This window comes from Ruegeria sp. EL01, assembly GCF_900313035.1.
Taxonomy (GTDB): domain Bacteria; phylum Pseudomonadota; class Alphaproteobacteria; order Rhodobacterales; family Rhodobacteraceae; genus Ruegeria.
Genome location: NZ_OMPS01000014.1, coordinates 19,217 through 42,612, shown reverse-complemented (window position 1 = coordinate 42,612; position 23,396 = coordinate 19,217). Strand labels below are relative to the sequence as shown.

The window sequence follows — 23,396 nt, the reverse complement described above, 5'->3', positions numbered from 1 at the left end:
GGTTTTGAGATGAGCGATCATCTGACCCATCACACCCGCTTCACCCCTGCCGAGTTCGATGAGCAATACAATCTTCGCGCAGGACGACCTGATTATGAAGCGACAGTCATTCCAGGGTGGAGTGCTGATAGCGAAACCGCGCGCAACACACTCGACTGCAGCTTGGACATCGGCTACGGCGACGGTGCGAACCAGAAACTGGATGTGTTCCACTGTGGCAACGCATCGGCCCCGACACTAGTCTATTTTCATGGTGGGTATTGGCAACGCGGCGACAAATCCATCTACAGCTTCATCGCAACGCCGTTCGTCGCCACCGACGTCAACGTGGTGGTGGTGGGCTATGATCTGTGCCCATCAGTTTCGATCACCCGGATCTCGCAAGAGGCGCGAGAAGCGATGGTGCATATCTGGCAAAATGCAAGCGATCTGGGGATCAACCGCGACCGCATATGCGTGATGGGGCATTCTGCAGGGGGTCATATCACCCAGATGATGATGGCAACCGAATGGTCTGCTTTCGGGGCGGACTTGCCGAGCGACCTGATCAAGGCAGGCATCCCAGTCTCACCCCTTAGTTACCTTGAACCCGTGCGCCTGACCGAAGCCTTGAATGCGGGCATTCGGATGGACCCGACCGAGGCCGAGGCTGAAAGCCCGATGGTCAACCACCCACCCGCCACCAACGCACCGCAGTTGGTTGTGGTCGGCGGGGCCGAGACGGACGAATTTCACCGTCAGGCGCACATGTATATAGAAGCCTATGGAACCAGCGAGCGGTCCATTGGTCTCTATGCTGTGCCCGATGTCGATCATTTTGACGAATTGAACGTGCTCGTAGATCCGACCAGCCTGTTCTTCAATTACACCTGTGACATGCTTCAGGGAAAAGGACCAAACCTATGACTACTCTGACCCGAGACTTCGTCGACTCTGTCGGCGACGCTTTCAATGCAAACGACATTGATACCGTGATGAAGCATTTCGCCGATGACGCGACCTTCGATCACGCGGTTGGCCCGGAACCACATGGTCTCCGCTTTGAAGGTGCTGAAGCAATCCGTGAGGTGTTCGGCGGTCTGTTCGAGAAAGTCGAGAACGTGTACTGGGAGACACTGGATTGTGCCATAGCGGGGAACAAAGCCTATTGCGAATACCGGCGCACGGCCACGCATAAAGACGGATCCAAGGAAGAGTTTTTGAGCGTTGATATCCTGACCTACCGCGACGGGCTGATCGTTCACAAAGACACTTACTATAAACAGCGCACTGGATAAGTCTCAAAGGGTTAGATTCTCGCGAATGCGTGATCGGCGTTCGACCGGTTCTGTCAGTGCCGCTCATGCTTCATCGCAGCTCGCCACGCCCATACAATCCTCCCGAAGTTTGGTGTTCACAAGGCGTCTGGGTGTCTCGTCTACCACTGCGATCATCCTCGTCGCTAAGGCGATGGATTCGTTTTGCTTTCATTGGCCAGCCGTGCCGACGTAGCAAGTCATGAACATGCTTCTAGCCTTGGTGAACACGGCTACTGCAATCTCATTCGCTGCTGGTCGAAGTTCGACCGCTGTGGTCGAGCAGGCCATTCGAACCGGCTGAAGGATGGGAACTCGGGCGCTGTTATTTCCCTCACAGAATGATTATTTTCCTATCAGGAAAGAATTGGTGCTAAGGTGGCTCAGACTGGTGTGGGTATTGTGGCTCACTTGCTTGCAGAACCAGTTTGGACAAGTGTAGCAAGGCACTGGACGTATGAAATCGAAAAAACGCGACACAGAAATGGTGGCAAATCTGACGCAGGACCCGCATTCCGTTCGAACTGGCGAACGTGAGAAAGTACTCGAAGTTGCTATCGGCCGCGAGGTTCGGGCCTTTCGCAAGCAGCAAAACATCACCGTTGCAGATCTGGCCCAATTGACGGGATTGTCGATCGGCATGCTATCCAAGATCGAAAACGGAAATACATCGCCTTCGTTAACGACGCTGCAATCGCTGGCCAACGCCTTGTCAGTCCCGCTGACAAGCTTTTTCCGACAGTTCGAAGAACGCCGCGAAGCCGTTCACACAAAAGCCGGTGAAGGTGTGGAATTGGAGCGCGAGGGCACCCGCGCCAATCACCAATACAATCTGTTGGGCCATATCGGTGCTAATGGATCTGGTGTGATCGTCGAGCCATATTTGATAACATTGACGGCCGAGTCTGATATTTTCCCAACGTTTCAACATGGCGGTATCGAGACGATCTATATGTTGGAAGGCGAAGTTGACTATCGCCATGGGGACCAGATTTACCCACTGAGACCCGGCGATACCCTGTTCTTTGATGCCGATGCTCCACACGGGCCGGAACGGTTGATCAGCTTGCCTGCACGCTACATTTCTGTGATCAGTTACCCGCAGACAAACTGATCGGTTTGCACAAAACAAGCTCCGTGGATTGATCGGACCCCACGTGGATGCCAGTGACTGCGATCACTAACCCCAGTTTTGATAACTCCCGGTGGTTCTCGATCAGCTCCACACGTGGTGCCGCTTCCAATGCTGGAAGCCCAAGGGCGCGCGCGCGACGCTCAGGATGATAGACCAGAGCGTGGCACACGTTTTTCGCGCGTCCCATCTTGTATCGCGCGCTTGCTGAAATACAGCTCTCAGCCTGAATTGTGCGACAAAGCCGATCCGGGATGTCAAAATTCAATAGCAAATACGAAATTGTTTTAATCTTTATCAAGAGGTTGAGGAATTAATTTAAAATTACCTTGCCGCGAATCGAAAAAATGTTAAACATCTGTGGTTGTAGGTATTATTATAATTTTTTTTCACTAAAGTTTCTCTCAATTTCTTGGAGGACAGTTTATGTCTGCCAGTAAAACTTTCCATGGTGTTACCAATACAATTTTTGAGTGCGTTAAAAAGACGAGCAAGTCAGAACATGGTACTGTGTACCAACCTGCTCAAGGCGATTCTGGCACTGCCACAACCTCGACTATCGTAGGGGATGTTGTTGTTGGTTTCGACCTTGATCCAAAAGCAGAGGCCATCGTCTACACGATAAAGAAAAAGCCTTTCATCGTGAGTGATGATCAGATCTTCAACGGCATTAGCGAGTCGATAAACGCCTGCCGGGCGAAGTAAACAAAAACATCTATCTAAATAGTGGAGAGCCACATGGCCACGGAGATGCATCCGCCGGTCTGGAAAAACTCGTCCCAGACCTTGACCGCTCATCCCGACCAATTCGTGCAAGTGGCGTCTGCAGACGCTCTTGTTTCAGCTGTACAAGCCGCAGTCGATAGCGAGAAAAAGATCCGCGTCACGGGCGGTCACCATTCGTGGTATCCGCTGGTCATGTCCGACAAGGAGCCGGATGGTGGTTCGCTGCCGGGCTCGGAATTTGTGATGATCGACGTGTCGCAGATGAAGGCGATCACCAAAGAGGAAGACGGCCACGGAGGGTATCTCGTTCATGCAGAGCCTGGCGCCACAATGGGTGACCTCGAAGCCGCGACCATGGGCAACTGGCCCGACGCGCCAGCGCCGCCGCCATTGGTGGCACTGACCACGAACGGGGTGATTCCGACCGAGCTGCAGCTGGGGGGGTTCGTGTCCGCAGGGTGTCACGGAACCGGTTGGGAACAACCGACTGTTCCGGATCTTGTCGAAGCCATCGAAATCGTCGTGGTTGATAAAAACGGCAAAGCGGCGCTGCGAAAATTTACGGCGGCATATGCCGAGGAGATGGCTGCCGTTCGCGTCCATCTCGGCACGATCGGAGCCATCGCACGGATAACCTTTCGTGCGGTCGCGCTTTATAGCATTCACGGCATCGACGACGTCAAACAGCCTATGCCACAGGTTGTCAGCCGCACGCCGTCACCGTCAGACCACCCGTTGAAAAATCTGGTTGAAAACAATGATTACGTTGAGCTTTTCTGGTTTCCATTTAATGCTACAAAGCTTGAAAACCCCGCCAATGCGCTGGATTTGAGTGATCTGCGCATGGTGCCCGATATGGAAGATACCCGGGTTTGGGTGAAAACCGGGAATGTCGTTCCCAACGTGGATGGCGCGCCCGCGCCACCGAAGAATGTGCCGTCGCAAGGATGGGATGCGCTGGCATCGAAATTTGGCAGTTGGGCGTATACCGAAGTCGCCAAGAAGCTGTCCGGCGGCGTTATCGACTATGGCTTGGCTGAAGGGCTGTTATGGTCGTCGAACCACGCGGCGTACAAGTCTGCTGCAGCGAATTTTGTGGCTCCGGCGACACGTTTCTTTCACTATCAGAAATCGGCTTTTCCGGTGCTGGATCTGTCGATGGCAGTCCCGATGGATGCCGAAACAGATCCATTTTACGAGACCATTTCGAAAGCATGGTACGCTGCTGTCGACGCCATTGTCGACTGGGCGCGCACCAAAGAAGAATACTATCAGCGCTTTCCTGTGAACGTGACCCTGCACGCGCGTTTCACAAAAAATAGCCAGTCGCTTCTGAGCCCGGCTTATCAACCCGAAGGGTCGGACGTGCATACCTGTTGGATCGAATTCGTGTCGGGTGCACCGACGCCAGATGCACCGGGAGAGTCATGGTACGACAATTATATGTCAACCTGGGCGGCGTTTTGCCGTGAAGTGGGGAAAACCTGGTTGGATCTTGGCGGGAGGCCACACTGGGCCAAGGAGTGGCAACTTCTGGAACCTGAGGGTGTCTATGATCGGCTTCCCGAACTCTACGGCTCCAATCTCAGCAAATTCAAAACAATACGGGATGAACTCGACCCGACAGAGACGTTTTTGTTTCCTTGGACAGCCAAGATATTCGGTCAGTCATGACATCACGAAAACTAGGGGATGCTAATTATCAAGAGAATGACATTTGGAGGAAAATATGTCGATATTTCAAAAAAAAGCAAAAAGCTTCGGACATAATGCGAAAGCTCTCGAGAATGGGGATGAGGTCAGCTCGAAAGTGACGGTTAATTCAATTGGCGAATTGCGCGCCTTGATGGATGGGCATGGCACCGATAAAGGGCGCAAGGCGCATATGGCCGGTTTCGAAAAGGCCAGCAGTGCTGCCCTTGCCGATACATCGGCAGATATTAATCACCTGCACACCCGCGCGGCGGCAGCAGTTTTTGGATCCCACAAATTAGCGGCCGATGATGTTCAGATGTTGCAATCGGCTTTTCCACTTACGGTTCAATTGACCTCAGCGAAAGATAAGACCATCGATTCCGAATGGGATCTGGGCACACATGGTCCGCCGGTGGTCTACAACATCGAGACCCTTACGATCAATCCGGGCGGGTCGATCAAGGCGACCGCGACCGCAGTGACCATGACCTGCCAAAAGGTCGTCAACAACGCGACGGGCGGGTCCGGCGCGCCCTATACGATCGGTGTGTTTGGTATCGCGGGGGGCAATGGACCAGCAGGCGGAGCAGGAACGGCCGGAACCAATGGAGCGAAGGGCACCAACGCCGGCACCCCCAGCCCGGGCATCTGCACCGGAGCGCGCACACCGACCGTCGGTGGTCAGGGTCAATCCGGGGGAAATGGTGGTGATGGACAACAAGGTGGCGATGGTCTGACCAACCAACCCGCGAGCTTTACGTTCCACGCCGTCTCCGGCAGCCCCATCGTTGTCGCTACGCAATCGGGCGCAGGCGGTGTCGGTGGCGCAGGCGGCGTCGGCGGGCGCGGCGGCGACGGCGGCAAGGGGGGCGACGGGTGTTCGTCTGGCTGCGAAGGTACAGACAGTGCGAATGGTGGCAACGGGGGCAACGGGGGCACCGGCGGTTCAGGCGGCCAAGGTGGGAACGCGGTCAACGGACAGCCCATCAACGTTTTGCTGGGTCAGGGCACCGACAAGAGCGTGATCGTCCCGAGCCCACAGATCGCGAATGCGGGTGCTGGCGGTGCTTACGGGGCCGGAGGCACAGGCGGTTCCGCGGGCGCCGGCGGCACAGGCAGTGGCAAGCATCGCTCTGGCGGCAAGCAGGGTACGCCCGGTTCTCATGGCGCCAATGGCGACAACGGCACTTCGGGCAAGCTTACTGGCCAGCCGGGCCCGATCTCGGTCAATGTGATGTCGAACTGAACACAATGGCCCGTGACCATGTGACATCAGCCGCCGGAAACGCGCGTGATTGGACGGTGCCGTTAGGGACCAAACCACGTGGCGAGTTCGAGCGGATTGCGTGGACCGCGGGCCAAAATCTGCGCGCGCTTGCTGAAGGGCGGGCGCAGATCGACTATCTGTACGTGCCAGATGTGGAAAGCCTTGCCGCACTGTTGCGCCATGCTGGACCCGAGACGCAGGCACTCAGGCGGCGCATGATGCCAAGGCTGGCTTACAGATCGCGACTTTGGCAAGGGGTGCATGATCGCGGCGAGGCATATTGTTTCGCTGCGTGCCCCGTTGAAACGCGTGATCTGACCCGCATGCAGCCGCATTTTCCGGCCGCAATGGTGGTCTACTCGATCCCTAAATTGGTTCTACGGGCTGGTGAGTCATTTGACCGGACCTCATGTCCCGAGGATTGGGATCTGGGCGATCGGGAAGAGATTTATGTGCTGTGCAATATCGGACAGCTAGAAATTGAAGCAGGTGCCGAGATCCGAGTGAATGGCAATGTGCTTTCGCTGGTTGTCCAAAACCTTGGATGCGGTGGGGGGCGAATTTCTCTTGGTCCTACGTTGACCCCGGTTGATCGAGGCCCGATGGGAGGTTTTGACGGCGCGCGCGGTGCGGACGGCCTCGCAGGGGCTGACGGCAAGGCGGGGCAATCTGTGTGCGTGGCTTCCAGTGTTCTTGGACCGGTGCCTAGATCCATTCCCGCATCAGAGGACCGCGATGGTCAGTCTGGCGGAGACGGAAGACCCGGCGGGGCAGGGACCCGAGGCCGCCCAGGTGGCATGTGCAAATCTGCAGAAATTCTGGTCCGTGACTGGACGGACAGGGGGGGATCACTGGAAATCGACGCCCGCGCCGGAGATGGCGGATGTGGCGGAGATGGCGGCCGCGGTGGCGACGGCGGCACAGGCGGAACGCCCGGTCGTGGTCATTTGTTTTTGACGCCACCTCTGGCCGACGGGACGCCCGGCAAAGGTGGCCGAGGTGGCCGGGGTGGTGACGGTGGACCGGCAGGTCACGCCGGGCTGGGCAGCCATATCTTTGTTGAAACCCCCAAACCCAATGATGTGCATGTGACCGCTCTCGATGGTCGGCCTGGCAATCCAGGTGTTGGTGGTCGCGGAGGCAATGGCGGCGCATCGGGCGCAACTGGTCCTAGCAGTGCTTCTGGGGCCAACGGCCGACGGGGCCGCCCCGGACGCACGCGCCCTGGTCCAAACGTTTTTGTAATCGAAGCCTTTCAAGGAGCTAAGACATGATCCGACTTTTTGGTTTTTCGCTCGTGTTTGCCCTCGGCATTCAATGCCTGCCAAGTCAGGCGCAAGAGACAACTCATGTTGGTTCCAACAAAGGCCGGTTCACCGTCAGCGCTGCTGGCGAGGCGAGCTTTCAGATCCCGATCCCAGTGCCGCCCGGTATTCAGGATCAGCAGCCGAAGCTAAATTTCTCCTATTCCAGCAGCGCCCCCAACGGGTTGCTTGGGGTCGGTTGGTCAATGTCGGGCTTTCCCAAAGTATCGCGTGCAAAGAAAATCATCGCGATAGATGGCTTGGCTGGTTCAATTGAGTTCACCAACAGTGATCGTTTTGCGTTGAGCGGGCAGCGGTTGCTGGTCATGACGGGTGAAAACGGAGACGAGAACAGCACTTACCGGACCGAGATCGACACCTGGCGCAAGATCACCACAGCGGGCAGCGCGGGCACAGGACCAGAGCGTTTCAAAGTGATCCGGCCCGACGGAACACATATGATCTTTGGCGGCGCTGCCGACGCGCGCCCAACGACGGCGGATGGGGCCACGGCGCGTGAATGGCTTTTGTCACAAGTCACGGATCGCAACGGCAACACGCTTAGCATCCGGTATAGTCAGTCCCCAAACGGTCAGGGTACGGAAGCGTCGCAAAGCTACCCAGTCGAGATCGCATATGGGACAAATGTCGATGGGCCCGCTACTCCGGACCGTTTCGTGAAGTTTGAATACGAAACCCGACCCGATCCCTATCGCCATTTTCTGGCTGGAACCGAGGTCACAACAGATCTGCGGTTGACCAAAGTCTCGACTTTTCTGGGTCCGGATCTGGTGGCGCAATATCGTTTGAGCTACGAAATTTCAGCGGCCACTGGACGGAGTCGTTTGACCACGGTGCAACGTTTTGCCTCGGACGCAGCAAATGCAGAGGGTCTTGCGCCCACGGCTATCGCGTATTCTGACGGGAACAACGCATTTGACGGCGGCAACATCTGGATCGCCACTGCCTTTACCTCGGGCAGTGGTTGGGATCGGGCCCAAAATCCGGTTACGATGGCAGATGTCAACGGCGACGGGCTCAGTGATATCGTTGGCTTCAAGGACGGAACCCAGGTCTCATTGGCCACGCAAGGCAGCTATGCCAGCCCCACCGTATGGATTTCGGATTTTAGCCCTGGTTTCAACTGGACACCTGATCAGCCGCGATATCTGTCAGATATTAATGGCGATGGGTTGGCTGACATCGTGGGTTTTTCCAATGACGGCGTGGTGACGGCACTGGCAGATGCCAAATCACAGAAATTTCTTCGCCAGCAGGGGGTCTTCCCACACTTCTCAGCTAATACCGGCTGGACACAAGGTGCACCGCGATACTTGGCGGATGTGAATGGCGACGGAGCAGTCGATATCGTTGGGATGGACGATGGCGCGACCGTTGCGCTGGCCAATGAAACGGGTGGCTTTAATGCGCCAAAGACGTGGAACGCCAATTTTGGCGTGCGGCAGGGCTTTGCAGCCGAGAATCTTTTGCTGGCAGACATGAACGGTGATGGCAAAAGCGATGTGGTGGCCATGGATCAGCGCTCGCAAACCATCAGCGTCGCACTGTCGAACGGCAGCGCCTTCGATACAACAGACTGGGCACAAAACTACCAGAATTTCGCCAATGATGGTGATTGGGGTCCAGACAATCCGCGTATGTTCAGCGACGTGAATGGCGATGGCCTGACCGATATCGTAGGGTTCTCTACAACGGTGCTGGTAGGGCTTTCGAATGGGGCAGGTTTTGAGCCCCCCGAAACCTGGTCAAACGAATTTGGCGCGCCCAACTGGGACAGCTCCACCCCGCGGATGCTGATGGATGTGAACGCGGATGGGTTGGCTGACATTGTCGGCATCGGTGACAGTAGCGTGCAGATTGCGCTGTCCAACGGGGCCGCCTTTGCAAAGAGCAACTGGAATCAATCCTCGTTGGATCGTTTGGGCATCGGGTCAGGTGGTTCGGCGGCGGATGTGGCGCGCCTACCCGTTGATGTGAATGCGGACGGGCTTACCGATCTTGTGGGTTTTACTGCAAGCGGCGTGGTGGTGGGCCTTGTTGCAGGTGCATACCCAGACTTGATGACGTCGCTGACGCGCAGCACTCGCGGGCAAGTCACAGTCAACTATAAACCGATCTCGAACCCTTCGGTTTATAGTGAAACACCAGGTGAAGGCGCCTTGGCGAAGTTTCAGCGCTATCGTCCGATCAATCAGAACAGCACGCTTCCTGTCTACAGATCTGCTGCGCGGCTGACGGGCCATTTCTATGTCGTTGCCGACAACACCAGCACCAACAACGCTGCAATTACCGGGCGCGATTTCTCTTATCCGGTCAAGCACTTCTACAAGGACGGCGCGACCAGCAATCTGGGTCGCGGCTGGCTGGGATTTGGCAGTTCGACCCACACCAATGTCTCGATGAGCCGGACGACGGCGCTAACCTACAATCAGCAGTTTCCACTAATTGGACGACCTTCTGAAAAATCGCTGAGCTGCATGACAGACGCCACTGTTTGTACGCCGGGAGAAATTTATCACGAGGATTTCTTTGACTACGAAGAACCAGTGACCGAAACATCAACCACCACCGGATTTAAGGCCAGGATGGTGCAGGTCAAGGCGATCCGTAGTGACCGTTTTCAGGGAAACGACTACAAGCATTCGCTGGGACAGAGCTTTGTCCATGACAAATACGGCAACCAGACACAGACTGCCAACCTCAACCTTGTGGATCGCAAAGGCAAAGACATTGACCCAAGTGACAATGTCTACAAGAGCGCATCGTTCAGCGATGATGAGGCCAACTGGTTTCTGAGCTATCCGTTGTATCGGAAAGTCTCGGCAAGTTCAGCGACGACCGATATCGGGACTTTTGTTGCGGGGACTGACGTGTCGCTTAAGCAGTATAGCTATGGCCCCGAGATGAACCTGATAGGCGCCAACGTTTGGGATCAACAAAACGGCGTCTTTGTTGGCGACGGGTACAGCTTTGATGCCTTTGGGAACCGATTGAGCCATACGGCGTCCAATGGGGCCGTTACGAATTTCACAGTCGAAGACACGTGGAACACATATGAGATCGGTCAGACCATGCCCGCCAATGCAGACGGGGAACGTCTTACGGAGCTTTATGGTTTTGATGCGCGGTTTGGTAAGCGCAGCATTCGGGTGGATTCAAACGGCAATGTCGACACGGTCTGCTATGATGATTTCGGGCGCCGTGCAACGCTTCAGGGACCGCTGCCTGCCGACGCTGATCAAGCCCTAACCGCAGCGTCTTGTGTCGGCAGCTTTGTGGTGCAGCCGTCAGCTGTGCCGTCACAAAAGCTGGTCAATCTTGTGACTTTTGCGCATGCTTGGGAAAACGGCATCGCCACTGTGCGGCGGACAACCCTGCAGGATTGGGCCCTTGCCGACGGGAACCCGCAAACGCTGCTCAACGTAACCTATTACGATGGTATGGACCGCGACTACCGCCGGGTGACACAGGCCGAGGATGGCAGTCTGACCCGAGTTGTCAAAGATGAAACCTTCAATGCGATGCATGATGTGGTCGAAAGCCTATTGCCGCATTTTACAACAGACAGCGCCCCAGCCAGCATCTCGCAGAGCTTTGATCCGCTTGACCGTAGTATCGGCAACACGGCACCTTGGACCTCTGGTGGCGCGACCAAAACCGTGCTGGCCAAGATCGTCCACACCGTTACGGATACCGGCGAACAGAGCGCAAGAACCGAAGCCGCCGGCACCCCCTACGAGGTTCTCGTTACGCAGGATCAGAGCTACTTCAACAATGATGCGCGATCCGTCACAGTCACCGTCCAGGATGTCGGGCAGGGGGGTACAGCGCTACATACGCAGCTGAACCGTGACCTTACCGGACGTATTACAGTCCTGAATCCGCCAGGTGCGACGGGATCACAAGCCATTGTTCCAACTTGCGCCAGTGCGCCAGACGGCGCAGGCCCCAACACTGATATCCGGGCCTATTACGCTTATGACAGCCTGAATCGTGTCTGCGCAAAACGCCTGCCAGCGCTGGGAACGATCCAGTATGCTTTTGGCACGGATGGGTTTCTGTCGAGCAAAAAGACAAACACAGGACCCACAAGTTATGGCTATGACGCGCTGGGGCGGCAGTTGAACGTAACTTACCCCGGTGGGCCGAACGTAGCTTTGACGTATGACAATCCGCAAGCAGGCGAGAACGGGCGTGGGCGCCTGACCTCTGCCAAGGTCAGTGGGCAAGCGCAAGATGTGACGCGAAGCTTTGGTTATGATGCCTATGGTAATGCCAAGCGCGCCACGCTGGCCGTCGGTGGCCAAGCCGCGCTGGATGTCGTCACGCGCTTTGATCCTGTGGGCCGACCGGTGCATCAGACTTTGCCGGACAATACGATTTTCGAATGGGGTTTTGCCTATGGCAATTTGATTTCGCAAAAGGTGAACGGCACACAAAAGATCGGCGCGGCGGATTTCACCGCCTTTGGACAGCCGCAGACCATGAGCTTTGGCAATGGTGTCGAAACGCAGCAAACCTATGGTGCTGCCTTCCATATGCAAAGCATCAAAACAGGATTGGGACCCACCACGATCTTCGCCGAAAAGTATGCGCGCGATCCATTTGGGTTCGTCTTGTCGGTAACTGGCGCATCCGCGAAATGGTCGAGTTATAGCCGCACCATGAGCTACGAGTCGCAACGGTTGGTCACGGCCAGCGACAGCCGGATCACACAGGCGCAATCGCTGGCATACGATGATGCCGGAAACCTGTTTGATTTGGGCCCGCTCAAAACCACCCCGGAAGGCTTTCAACTGGGCGCGAACAGCACCTATGACGGTGCACCCTTGGCCGCAACATATGATCTCTCTGGCAACCTGACGGATTTGGGTTCGCAAGCCCTGAGCTTTTCGGGACAATATGACGGGCGCGATCGGCTGATCGAGACGACCGTGACCGCTGGCACGTCTCGCTATGCCTATGATCACACCGGTCAGCGCGTTTGGCGACAAGGTGCCGACGGTACCGAGTACATTTATGTCACGCCGGGCTATGTGGCAAAAGACGGTACCACCGGGTCGCAGGCGCAGGTCACAGTACATGGTCCGATGGGACCGGCCTGGATGGGAACTTTTACGGGCGGCGCTGTTCAGTCCGAGACATGGTTGCATTCCGACGAACGCCGCAGCGTGGTCTTTGATACTGATGCCAAGGGCACGGCGGGTGCGTTCTATCTCTATGACGCATATGGCGCCGTCGATGCCAATGGCAGCACGGGCACTCCGACCTTCGGTTTCCTAGGTCAGCGACTTGATGCGGATACCGGGCTCAACGTTTACGGCGCGCGGTATTACGATCCGAGGTTGGGACGTTTCACCCGGGCCGATACGCAATACGGTGCATCGCCGGACCGCCCCGATGCTGCCAATCGCTATGCCTTCCTGTTGAATAACCCGCAGTTTGGGTTCGATCCAAGCGGCCATGCCGGTGCAAGCTGCGCGTTGCCCGTTACGGTTGGGACCATAGGTGGGATTGGCGGTTTGGGAGCCGGAGGCGCGAACATCTATCTTGGTGTGTCCAGTGGCAACACTGTGCAAGCTGCGGCTGTTGGTGGCGGCGCGGCTGCGGCCGGTCTTGCATCAATCGCGGGTGCAGCCATCGCATGTGTCCGGAATGTTCAACTTCAAGGGCAATTGCGCAGGATTGGTCGGCTTGAACGCCGGTTTGACCAAATGGATAACAGAATGGATGACGCTGAACTCCGCGCTGACAACATGCAAGATGAAACCACCAGGTTGATTGATCATGTGTGCCAATAACCCATCCGAGGAGGGTGTGATGACGCAAAGAACTTTGAAAACTTGCCTGACGGCGCTTGGGGTAACGCTTTTTTCTGCCAGCATGGTTTGGGCGCAGGAGTGTACTGTGCCCGAACAAGAGCTGGAGCTCAGCGAAGTGACGCCTGAGAATCTAGGCACCGCTGACGCATCGCTTGACACAGCGGCTACGGCAGAAGCCGAGAGCACGACACAGTTTGCCAGCACCGACGCCAGCAGCCTTGCAGAAGCCGCAAGCGTGGATTCCGAGGCTGGTTCTGCCGAGTTAAGTGCCGACGCTGCCATCGACAGTAGCGCATCGTTATCGCTGGGCAGTACCGCGACGACAGAAGGCGCCGCCTCTGCCGGAACTGCGGCCAGCGCGAGCAGCGCTGATGGTGCAGGGTTTGCTGCGGCCACAAGCACAGCCGCAGATGCGGCGGCGACGGCTGGTATTGCCGATACCGCAGGCGCGGCCGCCGGAGCTGCCGCAGAAGGCTCGATCGCTGCCACAGCGGCGGCCAGCAGCGAAGTGGTTGTTGATGCCGTGGTTACGGCTGCGGTGACAACCACCGCCGCCGCCTCTGCCGATACTGCCGCGTTTTCGCTTCTTGGATTTCTCGCCCTTCTATTTCTATAGATGCATTTGGCGTTGTCAGGCGGGACTTTCCACTGGGGGTTTAGGTTTGGAAGCCATCGAATTCGAACGTCTGGTGTGTTTCATCCGTCAAGGCTCAGGCAGTAATACCAGAGATCTGTATTGGCTGAGAGCCAAGAAGATCGGTAGCGATTTTGGTACTTTCTTCCGCAATCACAGCAGGTTGTCCGGTTGATAGATGGCGCACGTTACCTTCGTAACGCCGAGTGCTCGTTTAAGCCTCCGTGCGCGTCAAGACGTATGCCCGATCAAGTTACCCAAAGACGCATGGCAAAAGAGAGGAAAGACCTACGGTTTCCTTAACAACCTTGTTGAACACGACCATCGATTCATCAAACGTCGGAGCCGCACGATGCTCGCTTCAAATCGTTGGGTCCTGCATCTGAGGCGGACGGAATCGAGGTTGTGCAGATTATCCGCAAAGGTTAGTTCGAAGTTGGAACCTGCCCATCCAAGCAATTTGCAGTTTCAGCCGACTAAACACAGAAATTTCCAGGGCGCACGAATACCTCAGAGGAGTTTGCGACAGAGCTCTTCATTTTTCCAGATGACTGGGCTAAACACCGAAATGGGTGTGTTTTCTGCCATCGCCCCTAAAATGACAAATTCTGTGTAGACAGAATACACAAGCAATGCCGCTGTATTTGAGGCCAAGACATGATTTCATACATACCCGGACCATCCGCATCATCTCCAGTCAACGCACTCCAGGGAAATTGGGCATATGGCAATGGCAATCCGGGAACCGTAACCACGATTACCTATAATTTCGCGCGCGCGATCAATAGTGAGGCTTGGACCGCGGGCTATAAAAATGACTTCAGAAAGGCGCTTGCAGCCATCGAGGCCGTTGCAAATATCAAATTTATCGAAACCTCAAACGCTGCTTCCGCTGATCTTGTTGAATACATCGCGCCAAGTTCGGTCATCGGTCGCCCAACAACACTGGGATTTCATTATGGGCCAAGTAATGCGCCGTCAACTGGAGCATTCAGCACCGATTATTGGAAACCCGGCGTAAACGGCGATCCGGGCGGATATTTCTTTACGACAATCCTTCACGAACTTGGCCATGCTCTGGGACTTGGCCATCCACATGATACAGGCTTTGGCACTGCTGTCATGGCCGGTGTGACCTCACCCTTCAATGTATTCGGTGTCAACAATCTGAATCAGGGTGTCTATACCATAATGTCGTATAATGACGGCTGGACGCAGGCGAACGGCAATCTGCCCGTGTCCAATTCATATGGTGGTTCGACGGGTCTGGGTGCACTCGATATCGCTGCGTTGCAAGCGATGTATGGGGCGAATACTTCGTATCAGTCGGGCAGCACAACATATAGTCTTGCGGGCTCCAATACCGCCGGAACCGGATATCAGGCGATTTGGGATACCGGCGGAACTGATACGATCCGTTATGACGGCAGTGTGACCGCTGTGATCGATTTGCGACCTGCCACTCTTGATTACACTGCGACCGGGGGTGGTGTTGTTTCGTATGTGGCTGGCGTTCAGGGCGGATTCACCATTGCCCATGGTGTCGTAATCGAGAATGCCACTGGCGGATCAGGCAGTGATATTATCGTCGGAAACACGACCCAGAATGTTTTGCGTGGTAACGGCGGACACGACACAATTACATCGGTTTCTAACGGGAGCAATAATAATACGATATATGGCGGGAGCGGTAACGACACCATATACCTTGCGTATGGATCTGGCGCTGACCAGGTTTTTGGTGATCAAGGCAATGATCTGGCCGTTGTGGCAGCGAATGCCGGTTCGTTTTCCGGAGGAACGGGTACCGATACGGTCAGGTTCGTCACTGCGATCAGTAACTACTTATTCTTGACGAATGGTGCCACATACCAATTCCTGAATGTCGTTACCCGCATAACCTTCACGATCTCGAACGATGTAGAGCTGATTCAGTTCCTGAACGGAGCACAGCAATACTCTTGGTCGAACATCGGTTTTGCAATGCAGCTTTCAGATGTCGATACAACCGGCACAACACTGCAGCAGGGAAACCAGGGAATCTATGTTCTGGATGCTGGCAGCTCCAACATTGCTCTGAGTTTGAATGGTCAGGTTATGGGGCAATACTCGCTTGCCGGCTGGCAAGCCATTCAGGCCGAAGCGATTTCCGGCGGGTTCAAGGTGCTGTGGAAAAACGCCGACGGAACCTACGCGGAATGGACACTCAACGGGGCTGGTCAATTTGTCAGCGGTACAACTGTGGCTAACGTTAGTGACGTCGAGGTTTTCTATGGAGCAGACATCAACGGTGATGGTTTGACCGGACATGGAACCTTCAACGTCGAAACCAGCGGCTCTACAACTCTGGCCGTCTCAACTCAGACCGGCTATTTGGTTGATGGCAACCAGGTCACGCTGAGCGGAGCCAATACGGGTCCGAACAGCCTGTCCGGCTGGCAAGCTATTCAGGCCGAGGCGATTACCGGCGGGTTCAAGGTGCTGTGGAAAAACGCCGACGGAACCTACGCAGAATGGACGCTCGACGGGTCAGGCAATTTTGTCAGCGGCGTAACCGTGGCCAACGTCAGTGACGTCGAGGTTTTCTATGGCGTTGATCTGAATAATGACGGGACGATTGGACATATCACTAATAGCATCGAATCCAACGGCGCCACCACGCTGGCCTCATCACCAACCCGAGGCGCCTATCTAATCGACGGCAGTATCGAGTTGACACTGAATGGTACAAAAACCGGACCGAACAGCCTGTCCGGCTGGCAAGCTATTCAGGCCGAGGCGATTACCGGTGGGTTCAAGGTGCTGTGGAAAAACGCCGACGGAACCTACGCGGAATGGACACTCAACTGGGCTGGTCAATTTGTCAGCGGTACAACTGTGGCTAACGTTAGTGACGTCGAGGTTTTCTATGGAGCAGACATCAACGGTGATGGTTTGACCGGACATGGAACCTTCAACGTCGAAACCAGCGGCTCTACAACTCTGGCCGTCTCAACTCAGACCGGCTATTTGGTTGATGGCAATCAGGTCACGCTGAGCGGAACCAATATGGGTCCGAACAGCCTGTCCGGCTGGCAAGCCATTCAGGCCGAAGCGATTGCCGGCGAGTTCAAGCTGCTGTGGAAAAACGCCGACGGAACCTACGCGGAATGGACGCTCGACGGGTCAGGCAATTTTGTCAGCGGTGCGACCGTGGCCAATGTCATCGATGTCGAGGCTTTCTATGGCGTTGATCTGAACAATGACGGGACGATTGGGGTCGCTCCACCGAAGCTGAGCCAGTTTTCACCTTCGCTGCAAAAAACAGCGCCTGCAGTAGGGGTTTTGGAAGAAACTGATGATGTTTTTGAGTTTCCGTCCAATCTGCTCGCCGATGCCGGTGCTGAAAACGCAGTTGTCATGATTGAACTCGAACTTGCCGCAGCTGACGCTTCGACTAAGATGATTGACACTTCATTGGACAGCAATCTCGGACACGAAGCAGATGAGGAAACCGCTTTGATGATTTCAAGCTCGATGGAGGAAGATGTCTTTTTGTTCTGATAGTGGCCTGGCGCACCATCGCTATTGAGGTAGGACAAGCAAAGCTCTTGAACATGGCGCCGATACCTGGGACTGCACATACTTCTGCGATGTTGTTAAACGCATCCTGGGTTTCGGCGAGCAAACAGCGCAGCAAGCGACCATCAACTACCTGACGGTAGTTGGAGCTTCTTTGGCCGAGGCCACGATCTTCACGTCGCAGCACGGCATAATTGGCTTTTTCAGGTGATTGGACAAAACCGAAGCCGGGCAATGACCGAGATTTGTTTCGCCACGTTCGCTTGGTCCAGGCCGGGACAACTAGATTGCTGTCAGATAAAACCCTCTTGTGAATACGACGTCGCCACGCCATGGAAGCTGGACTTTCTCAATCTGGTAGGGTCGAATATCGTGGATATTGACGGCGCGGAGAAACGAGGCTTGCCGCCGCGCATCCTGCGAGGACACCAAGGGCCAGAAAAATTGCCAGCAGCTTCATGGCTGCGGATTTTCTTTGGATTTTCCTGAATTTTCTGGTTGCCAACCGGGAGGGCGGAACATGTAGCCCAAGGCGCTTTTCCAACTTTCTGCACGGCGGACATCGTGAAGCAGCGTGGTATACTCCCTGAAGTTGATGGTGAATGGATTCTGCGATCCGATGGGGGTTGTTATGCCGTATTTGACCGTCTCGTTTTCGGGGGCATAGGTTCCGAAAATGCGGTCCCAAATGATCAGGATGCCACCGTAGTTTTTGTCGATATATTGCGCGTTGGATCCATGATGGACACGGTGGATCGAGGGCGTATTCATCAATTGGTCAAGCCAACCCAATCTGCCAACTTTCTCGGTGTGTACCCAGCTTTGGTAAGCCACAACGACGACCAGCCCCGCCACCGTAGGAACGAGACCGAACCCAAGCAAAATCATAGGAACGAAGAATACCCATTCAATTATAGCGTCCATCCAGCTGATGCGCAGCGCGGTTGTGAAATTAAACTCGGGTGACGAGTGATGCACGCTGTGATTGGCCCAGAACAATCGAACCTCGTGTTCGCAGCGATGCATCCAATAATATGTGAAATCCGCAGCAAGCACCGCCAATGGTAGGGTCCACCACCCCTGCGGTATCTCGAACACTGCAAACGGCGTCACCAAAAGCAGCGCGACTATGAAGATCAACCCGTACGCCGTTCTTTCCAGCAGCGCCAAGATAATGGCTATTGCCCCGTTGGCAAAGGTCTCTCCCAGTTTCTTGCGTTGGCCTGTTACGACGTCCCAGACGGATTCAGAGACGACCGCAAATAGAAATGCCAGCGCTAAAACATCTAGGGCTTCAAACACAACGGCATATTCCAGGAATTGAGCTTCAGTTGAGTCCATTCGCCTTCCTTTCGAGTTCGATCATTGCTGTTGAGAACGAACGATCGTTCATTTACGTAAGTTGACCCGACAATGCGCACAAGAGGCATGTATGAAAAAGATGATAGACCACTGACAAAACGCGAATTGCCGACGACCAGCGGCGTGAGCATATCGTGCTGTCGGCTGCCCTCAGTGTTGCCGAACGTGCGCGACATCGCAAATCATGCGCAGGCGAGCCCGAGCGATGTTTGCAAAGACTTAGACAGCAACACCGACGTGATACTAAAACCGCAGCGGAGACGATGCCGTGTCCGGGAATCGCTAAGAATTTCACCACCACCGAAATCGAAATCTGCGCCTTCGCTAATGTCACGACGCCAGACAACAGATATTGCATAAGCCCGATACAGATCATGCCGTGTCAGACTGCCAAGACGGATTGGGTCTGCTGATCTCCTCGTCGACCTGAGACGACGAATTCGTTAAGCCCTGCGAGAGTATGTCGTTTCAGACACCGAAGATACACTCTGCCAAAGACGCGTCCATTGAAACACTGAACGCGTAGATACCGTGTTCGTCTAAGTCCCGGATCCGCCGCCCGTAAAGGAGTGTGGTGAAAGTAACAGCTAAAGCCCGTCGCAGCTTTCCCAGTTGATCTGCGGCTGCTGTCCGATGATACCGAACGGATTGTGGCTTCCATCATTTACATAGTAGCCAAAGCGAATTTCTTCAAAATCAACAGTCTCTTTTATGCCTGGAACCTGGTAAATGCGGCGTGTGAAGCGCCAAAGGGCTGGATAATCCACCAGCCTTTTTCGAGTGCAGCGAAAGTGCGTTGCATATGCGGTATCAAACCGAACCAAGGTAGCGAAAAGGCGAATGTCAGCGGTTGTCAGATTGTTGCCAAAGAGAAAATGCTGATCCATCAATCGATCTTCAAGACGATCCATGGTGTCGAATACTGTGTTGACCGCATCATCGTATTCGACTTGTCGCTCAGCCTTGCCCGCGCGGTAGACCGCGTTTGAAAGGCCATCGAAAATCTCGGCGGTTAGCTTATCAATCTCACTGCGCAAGTTACCCGGCCGCAGCTTGGGGCCACTACCAGCTTGATCAAACGCCAAGATTATGTCGGTGGAGGAATTGGACAACACTATCTGATGTTTGCTGTCCCATAACATTGGCACTGTTGCGCGACCGGTATATGTGGGATCAGTCAGGGAATAGAGCTGATGGGCATGTTCGATATTGCCCAATTGCGTAATCGGCCCTTCTGGCAACAGGCCATAGCCTTCGATGCGTGGCCCGCCTGCCCATTGTATCGGTAGGTAGTCAGAAAGCTCGCTTAGAAGCAGCGCAATCACCGTTGCATGTGACCACGGGCAACTTGCTGAAGCGATCAGCACAAATCGATCTGGATCGTGCCGCAAAGCATACAACACATCCGCATCAATGCTCGTAGCCAGAACGCTGGGTTCTCGGCGGTAGGTGCCGGATAGCATTGATCTGTCCGCGTTTTGGTCCCATCGGCCGTCGATTAGCATACCCATGTTTTAGAATCCGCCTCGCGCTTTAGATATCGTTGCTTTTATCTAACTCTATTTCCGGGAAACAGAAATTGTTCTTGGATTGACCACAAGCCGCGCCATATGGAACACCTAGTCGATGTAGCTTGACGATGAGTAACCCATCGCGCGCCACGCCGTAACACCGCCTGAAAGGCTACGTGCGTCGATGCCGTATGCGCGCAGCTCCTCCGCTGCCTTTTGACTGACCCAGAAACCGTACATGCAATAGACCACGACTGGCTTATCCTTAGGCAAGTCGTTGGCCCATGCAGCGACATCAAAAGAGTCACGCCAAGCGCTTCCCGTTATTCGATTTCTGTATCGTTCGCAGTCGTCATCGTGCCGTACATCGAGAACCAGAACGTCGTCGCCTTGGTCAAGACCGGCTTTCAGTTCGCTGATTGAAATCTGGTTGGGGTCGGAGTCCTCATCTCGTACCGTCCTACCCAGTGATCGATGGAAGCGTTCTGCCACGCGTACCCAATGAACACTTTGTAGAAACGCAGAGACATAGCTTTGCCGGTCCGACCCGAAATCACTGGAGAATGCGTATGCTCCCATGTCGAGCGCGAGCAAAGGGGCTGTATCAGACAAGGCGTGTGCGTCATCGACCGTCCTGACGTTCATCAATCGATCAAATCGATCCGACCACGCCAGAATTGCCCAGCCGCCTTCTGCCGATGTCGCCATGGACGAAAATTCGACCTGCCAAGCCGCGAAGCTGCCAAAAGCCGCATCAATGGCCTGTTTTAGCGTCGCATCCGATAGCTCTTCACCACCTTCTTCACCGAGGGAAAAGAAATGAAGTTCGTGCAGAATGACCGCATTGGCAGCCGCTAGGTGCTTTTCCCACAAAGCACTGTTGTGATCGTTCCTCGCAATCTGCTTTTCTATCTCGTTCAAGCGACGAACCGTACCGCCATAAACCTGCTCAAAATGCTGTTCGAGCATTTCGGGCGTAAAGCCGTCGATCTTATGAGCTTTGAACGGGATGCCCCGAACGACATGCTGGCCGGGTGTATAGGTTTTGAATTTCTGGTGCGTATTCATGCGCATCCTCCCTGCTGTTGCGGGTGTCATGGATGCGAAACTTGGGCCTCAGCCTCACGGGGCGTTCGCGGCCCCATAACGCTAACTTGGAATATGAGAGAGGTATGGTCAAGATACAGTCAACCGTGGTCGCCAATTGGATGGCTGGGTGCGCCGCAGGACGCTGGCGAAATTGTGTCTTTTCCTGCAAGCGATGGTGGCAGTTGGTTCACCGGGCTGCACATTCGGACAAACGTTGGCACTATTTTCTGAAAGCAACCCGAGACTTGCAGTCTGGTAGTTCTGTTATGCCCGAAACAGTCACCAGAGCTTCCGTCCTGGCCGGCTATCCTATCTATTTCTGGGCCGCCACCGCTTGTTACCCGTCTCCATGAAGCCCTCGGACCATTTGTTGTGGCCCCCTGTGAGATCTCTGCACGAGGGCACTGTTCCGCAGTGCTGTCTTCACCCGGAGGCCATCCAGTACGAACCTGATCGTCTCGTCAGACGAGTATTGCTGGCGCGGTTGCTTGTTCGATGTCCTTGACGATCCTATTGCCTGGACTCTTTGTTGTCTTTCTCATCGTCAACTCCACGGTGGTTAAGATGAGCCGAAAACACTTTCTTATCAAACTCCCCTACCTGGCCCATAAGCGCTGACGTCAGACATTTGTCCGTCGTCGGGGATTTTGGGGCAGATGGCGGTCCAAACTATGGGAGGATTCGGTTTATCCTGTTGGAGTGACTGTGCGGTGGATTCGCCATGAAGCGCGCGCCAAGTTTCGATAGTTTTTCGCTTCATTTTAGTTGTTTTAGGGTTGCGGCACCGCGTCCAAAAGACACCAGCGGGCGTCAGCTTCCGCCGGCGCGTTAATGCTCAATGAAGGCGCCGGTTTAAGGCCTGAGACGTCAACACCGGAGCCAAAACGTGAATGGAGATTATTCAAAGCCTGTCGAAATCGAAACGCGGCCGAGAGGGCGGGTTTAGGCGGCGCTACACAACCGGGTAATTTTCTGGGTTAATCCCATGTCGGTTGCAGATAAAATCGATATAGCTGCCCTTGGGCGGAATACCCTCATACAGATCGTGGATTTGCGAACGTGTTTCACCTTGAAAGTGATGGAAACGCACCCAATCGGGTTCGTAATAGTCAATATCCTGACTTGGATCTACAAATCCCCGCCGGGGCCAATACAAGTGCCAGTGTTGGCCACGGTCAATTTCCCCAGTTAAAGTCAATGCCCAACGTGTCACGCTCGGACCTGTTGTTGTCCAGGGCAAATCATACAAAGTAATTTGTTCACCGGCTTCATACCGGTTGACCAGTTTTTTGATGTGGTCATCAGATAACCAAAAGGGCAATGGTACCTCAGACTCTAGAAAGTTGACGATCAGTTTCAGCGCGAGCGAATTCCTGGGAAGACGCAACACACAATTATTCATTGCTTTTTTTCGCCACACCACACCAAACAGGTAATCGCTTTCGAAATCCAAAGGATTAACACAGTAGATGTCCAAATCGACCCACACAAAGTCGGTTTTCTGCAGCATATACATGCGAAAAACATCTGAGAAAACAGCCGCGCGTTTCCGGGACCCGGAAAGCAATTCCATCTGATCGTCGGCATAGATGTCGCGCGCATCATGCAAGATAACGCCATCGGGCACATCCATGTTCAGATTAAGGACGTACAGATGAAAGGGAATGCCATGGTCCAGAAATGACTGAATGCACACTCTCTCGACGCAGGACAATGGCGATCCAAACCAAAAACTCGCGACTTGAACATCCACAGCGTTATTCCTCAACCAAAGTCAGACTGGCGTGGGCACACTAGTTAGGAACCGGGCCTCGTCAACCAACAAATACACACCGTGGGTATTCTTTATGAAGCGTGTGAAGATTGACCACATTCTGTTCATGACTTGACCACTTAACACGGGTAACGAGGCTCACCCGAGACGTAGCCACCAGTGAGATGGTGGATGGGAAGGCCTCGGGCAGCGGTATTGCTTTG

14 protein-coding genes are annotated in these 23,396 nt (G+C 54.7%); 10 read left to right on the top strand and 4 right to left on the bottom strand.

Going from position 1 to position 23,396, the window contains the following annotated elements; genetic code table 11:
- Window positions 1-9: 9 nt before the first annotated feature.
- From D9K61_RS07790 to D9K61_RS07730, 10 genes are all read left to right on the top strand, one after another.
- Window positions 10-906: an alpha/beta hydrolase gene (locus tag D9K61_RS07790; RefSeq protein WP_120632687.1), complete on the top strand. Its 897-nt coding sequence runs from the start codon at window positions 10-12 to the stop codon at window positions 904-906.
- Window positions 903-1,277, top strand: a complete 375-nt coding sequence (locus tag D9K61_RS07785) for a nuclear transport factor 2 family protein (RefSeq protein WP_120632686.1) — start codon at window positions 903-905, stop codon at window positions 1,275-1,277. Before D9K61_RS07790 ends, D9K61_RS07785 begins: the two co-directional genes overlap by 4 nt.
- Before the next feature lie 475 nt (window positions 1,278-1,752).
- A complete protein-coding gene (locus D9K61_RS07780; RefSeq protein WP_120632685.1) occupies window positions 1,753-2,409 on the top strand; it encodes an XRE family transcriptional regulator in 657 nt (218 codons plus the stop codon).
- 444 nt (window positions 2,410-2,853) lie between these two features.
- Window positions 2,854-3,132: a hypothetical protein gene (locus D9K61_RS07770; RefSeq protein WP_120632683.1), complete on the top strand. Its 279-nt coding sequence runs from the start codon at window positions 2,854-2,856 to the stop codon at window positions 3,130-3,132.
- A gap of 33 nt (window positions 3,133-3,165) precedes the next feature.
- Window positions 3,166-4,827, top strand: a complete 1,662-nt coding sequence (locus D9K61_RS07765; RefSeq protein ID WP_120632682.1) for a D-arabinono-1,4-lactone oxidase — start codon at window positions 3,166-3,168, stop codon at window positions 4,825-4,827.
- A gap of 55 nt (window positions 4,828-4,882) precedes the next feature.
- The gene (locus D9K61_RS27750; RefSeq protein WP_162946797.1) at window positions 4,883-6,094 is read left to right on the top strand and encodes a hypothetical protein; all 1,212 of its coding nucleotides are present in this window, start codon (window positions 4,883-4,885) and stop codon (window positions 6,092-6,094) included.
- A gap of 5 nt (window positions 6,095-6,099) precedes the next feature.
- On the top strand, window positions 6,100-7,389 hold the full coding sequence (locus D9K61_RS07745; protein ID WP_120632678.1) for a hypothetical protein: 1,290 nt from the start codon (window positions 6,100-6,102) through the stop codon (window positions 7,387-7,389).
- Window positions 7,386-13,241, top strand: a complete 5,856-nt coding sequence (locus D9K61_RS07740; protein ID WP_120632677.1) for an RHS repeat-associated core domain-containing protein — start codon at window positions 7,386-7,388, stop codon at window positions 13,239-13,241. The genes D9K61_RS07745 and D9K61_RS07740 overlap by 4 nt, the downstream gene beginning before the upstream one ends.
- A gap of 19 nt (window positions 13,242-13,260) precedes the next feature.
- Window positions 13,261-13,878 (top strand): hypothetical protein, encoded by a 618-nt coding sequence (locus D9K61_RS07735; protein WP_162946801.1) that lies wholly within the window; start codon window positions 13,261-13,263, stop codon window positions 13,876-13,878.
- Between the two features lie 675 nt (window positions 13,879-14,553).
- Complete coding sequence (locus D9K61_RS07730) at window positions 14,554-17,439, top strand: M10 family metallopeptidase C-terminal domain-containing protein (protein WP_120632675.1); 2,886 nt, start codon at window positions 14,554-14,556, stop codon at window positions 17,437-17,439.
- 474 nt (window positions 17,440-17,913) lie between these two features.
- On the opposite strand, the gene D9K61_RS07725 is transcribed toward D9K61_RS07730, so the two are convergent.
- The 4 genes from D9K61_RS07725 to D9K61_RS07710 all read right to left on the bottom strand — a co-directional run bounded on the left by D9K61_RS07725 (window position 17,914) and on the right by D9K61_RS07710 (window position 23,172).
- Window positions 17,914-18,798 (bottom strand): sterol desaturase family protein, encoded by an 885-nt coding sequence (locus D9K61_RS07725; RefSeq protein WP_120632674.1) that lies wholly within the window; start codon window positions 18,796-18,798, stop codon window positions 17,914-17,916.
- 608 nt (window positions 18,799-19,406) lie between these two features.
- Complete coding sequence (locus D9K61_RS07720; protein ID WP_120632673.1) at window positions 19,407-20,330, bottom strand: glutathione S-transferase C-terminal domain-containing protein; 924 nt, start codon at window positions 20,328-20,330, stop codon at window positions 19,407-19,409.
- A 108-nt stretch (window positions 20,331-20,438) separates the two neighbouring features.
- Complete coding sequence (locus D9K61_RS07715; RefSeq protein WP_162946800.1) at window positions 20,439-21,398, bottom strand: Fe-Mn family superoxide dismutase; 960 nt, start codon at window positions 21,396-21,398, stop codon at window positions 20,439-20,441.
- Window positions 21,399-22,371: 973 nt separating this feature from the next.
- Window positions 22,372-23,172: a hypothetical protein gene (locus D9K61_RS07710; protein WP_162946799.1), complete on the bottom strand. Its 801-nt coding sequence runs from the start codon at window positions 23,170-23,172 to the stop codon at window positions 22,372-22,374.
- Between the last annotated feature and the right edge of the window lie 224 nt (window positions 23,173-23,396).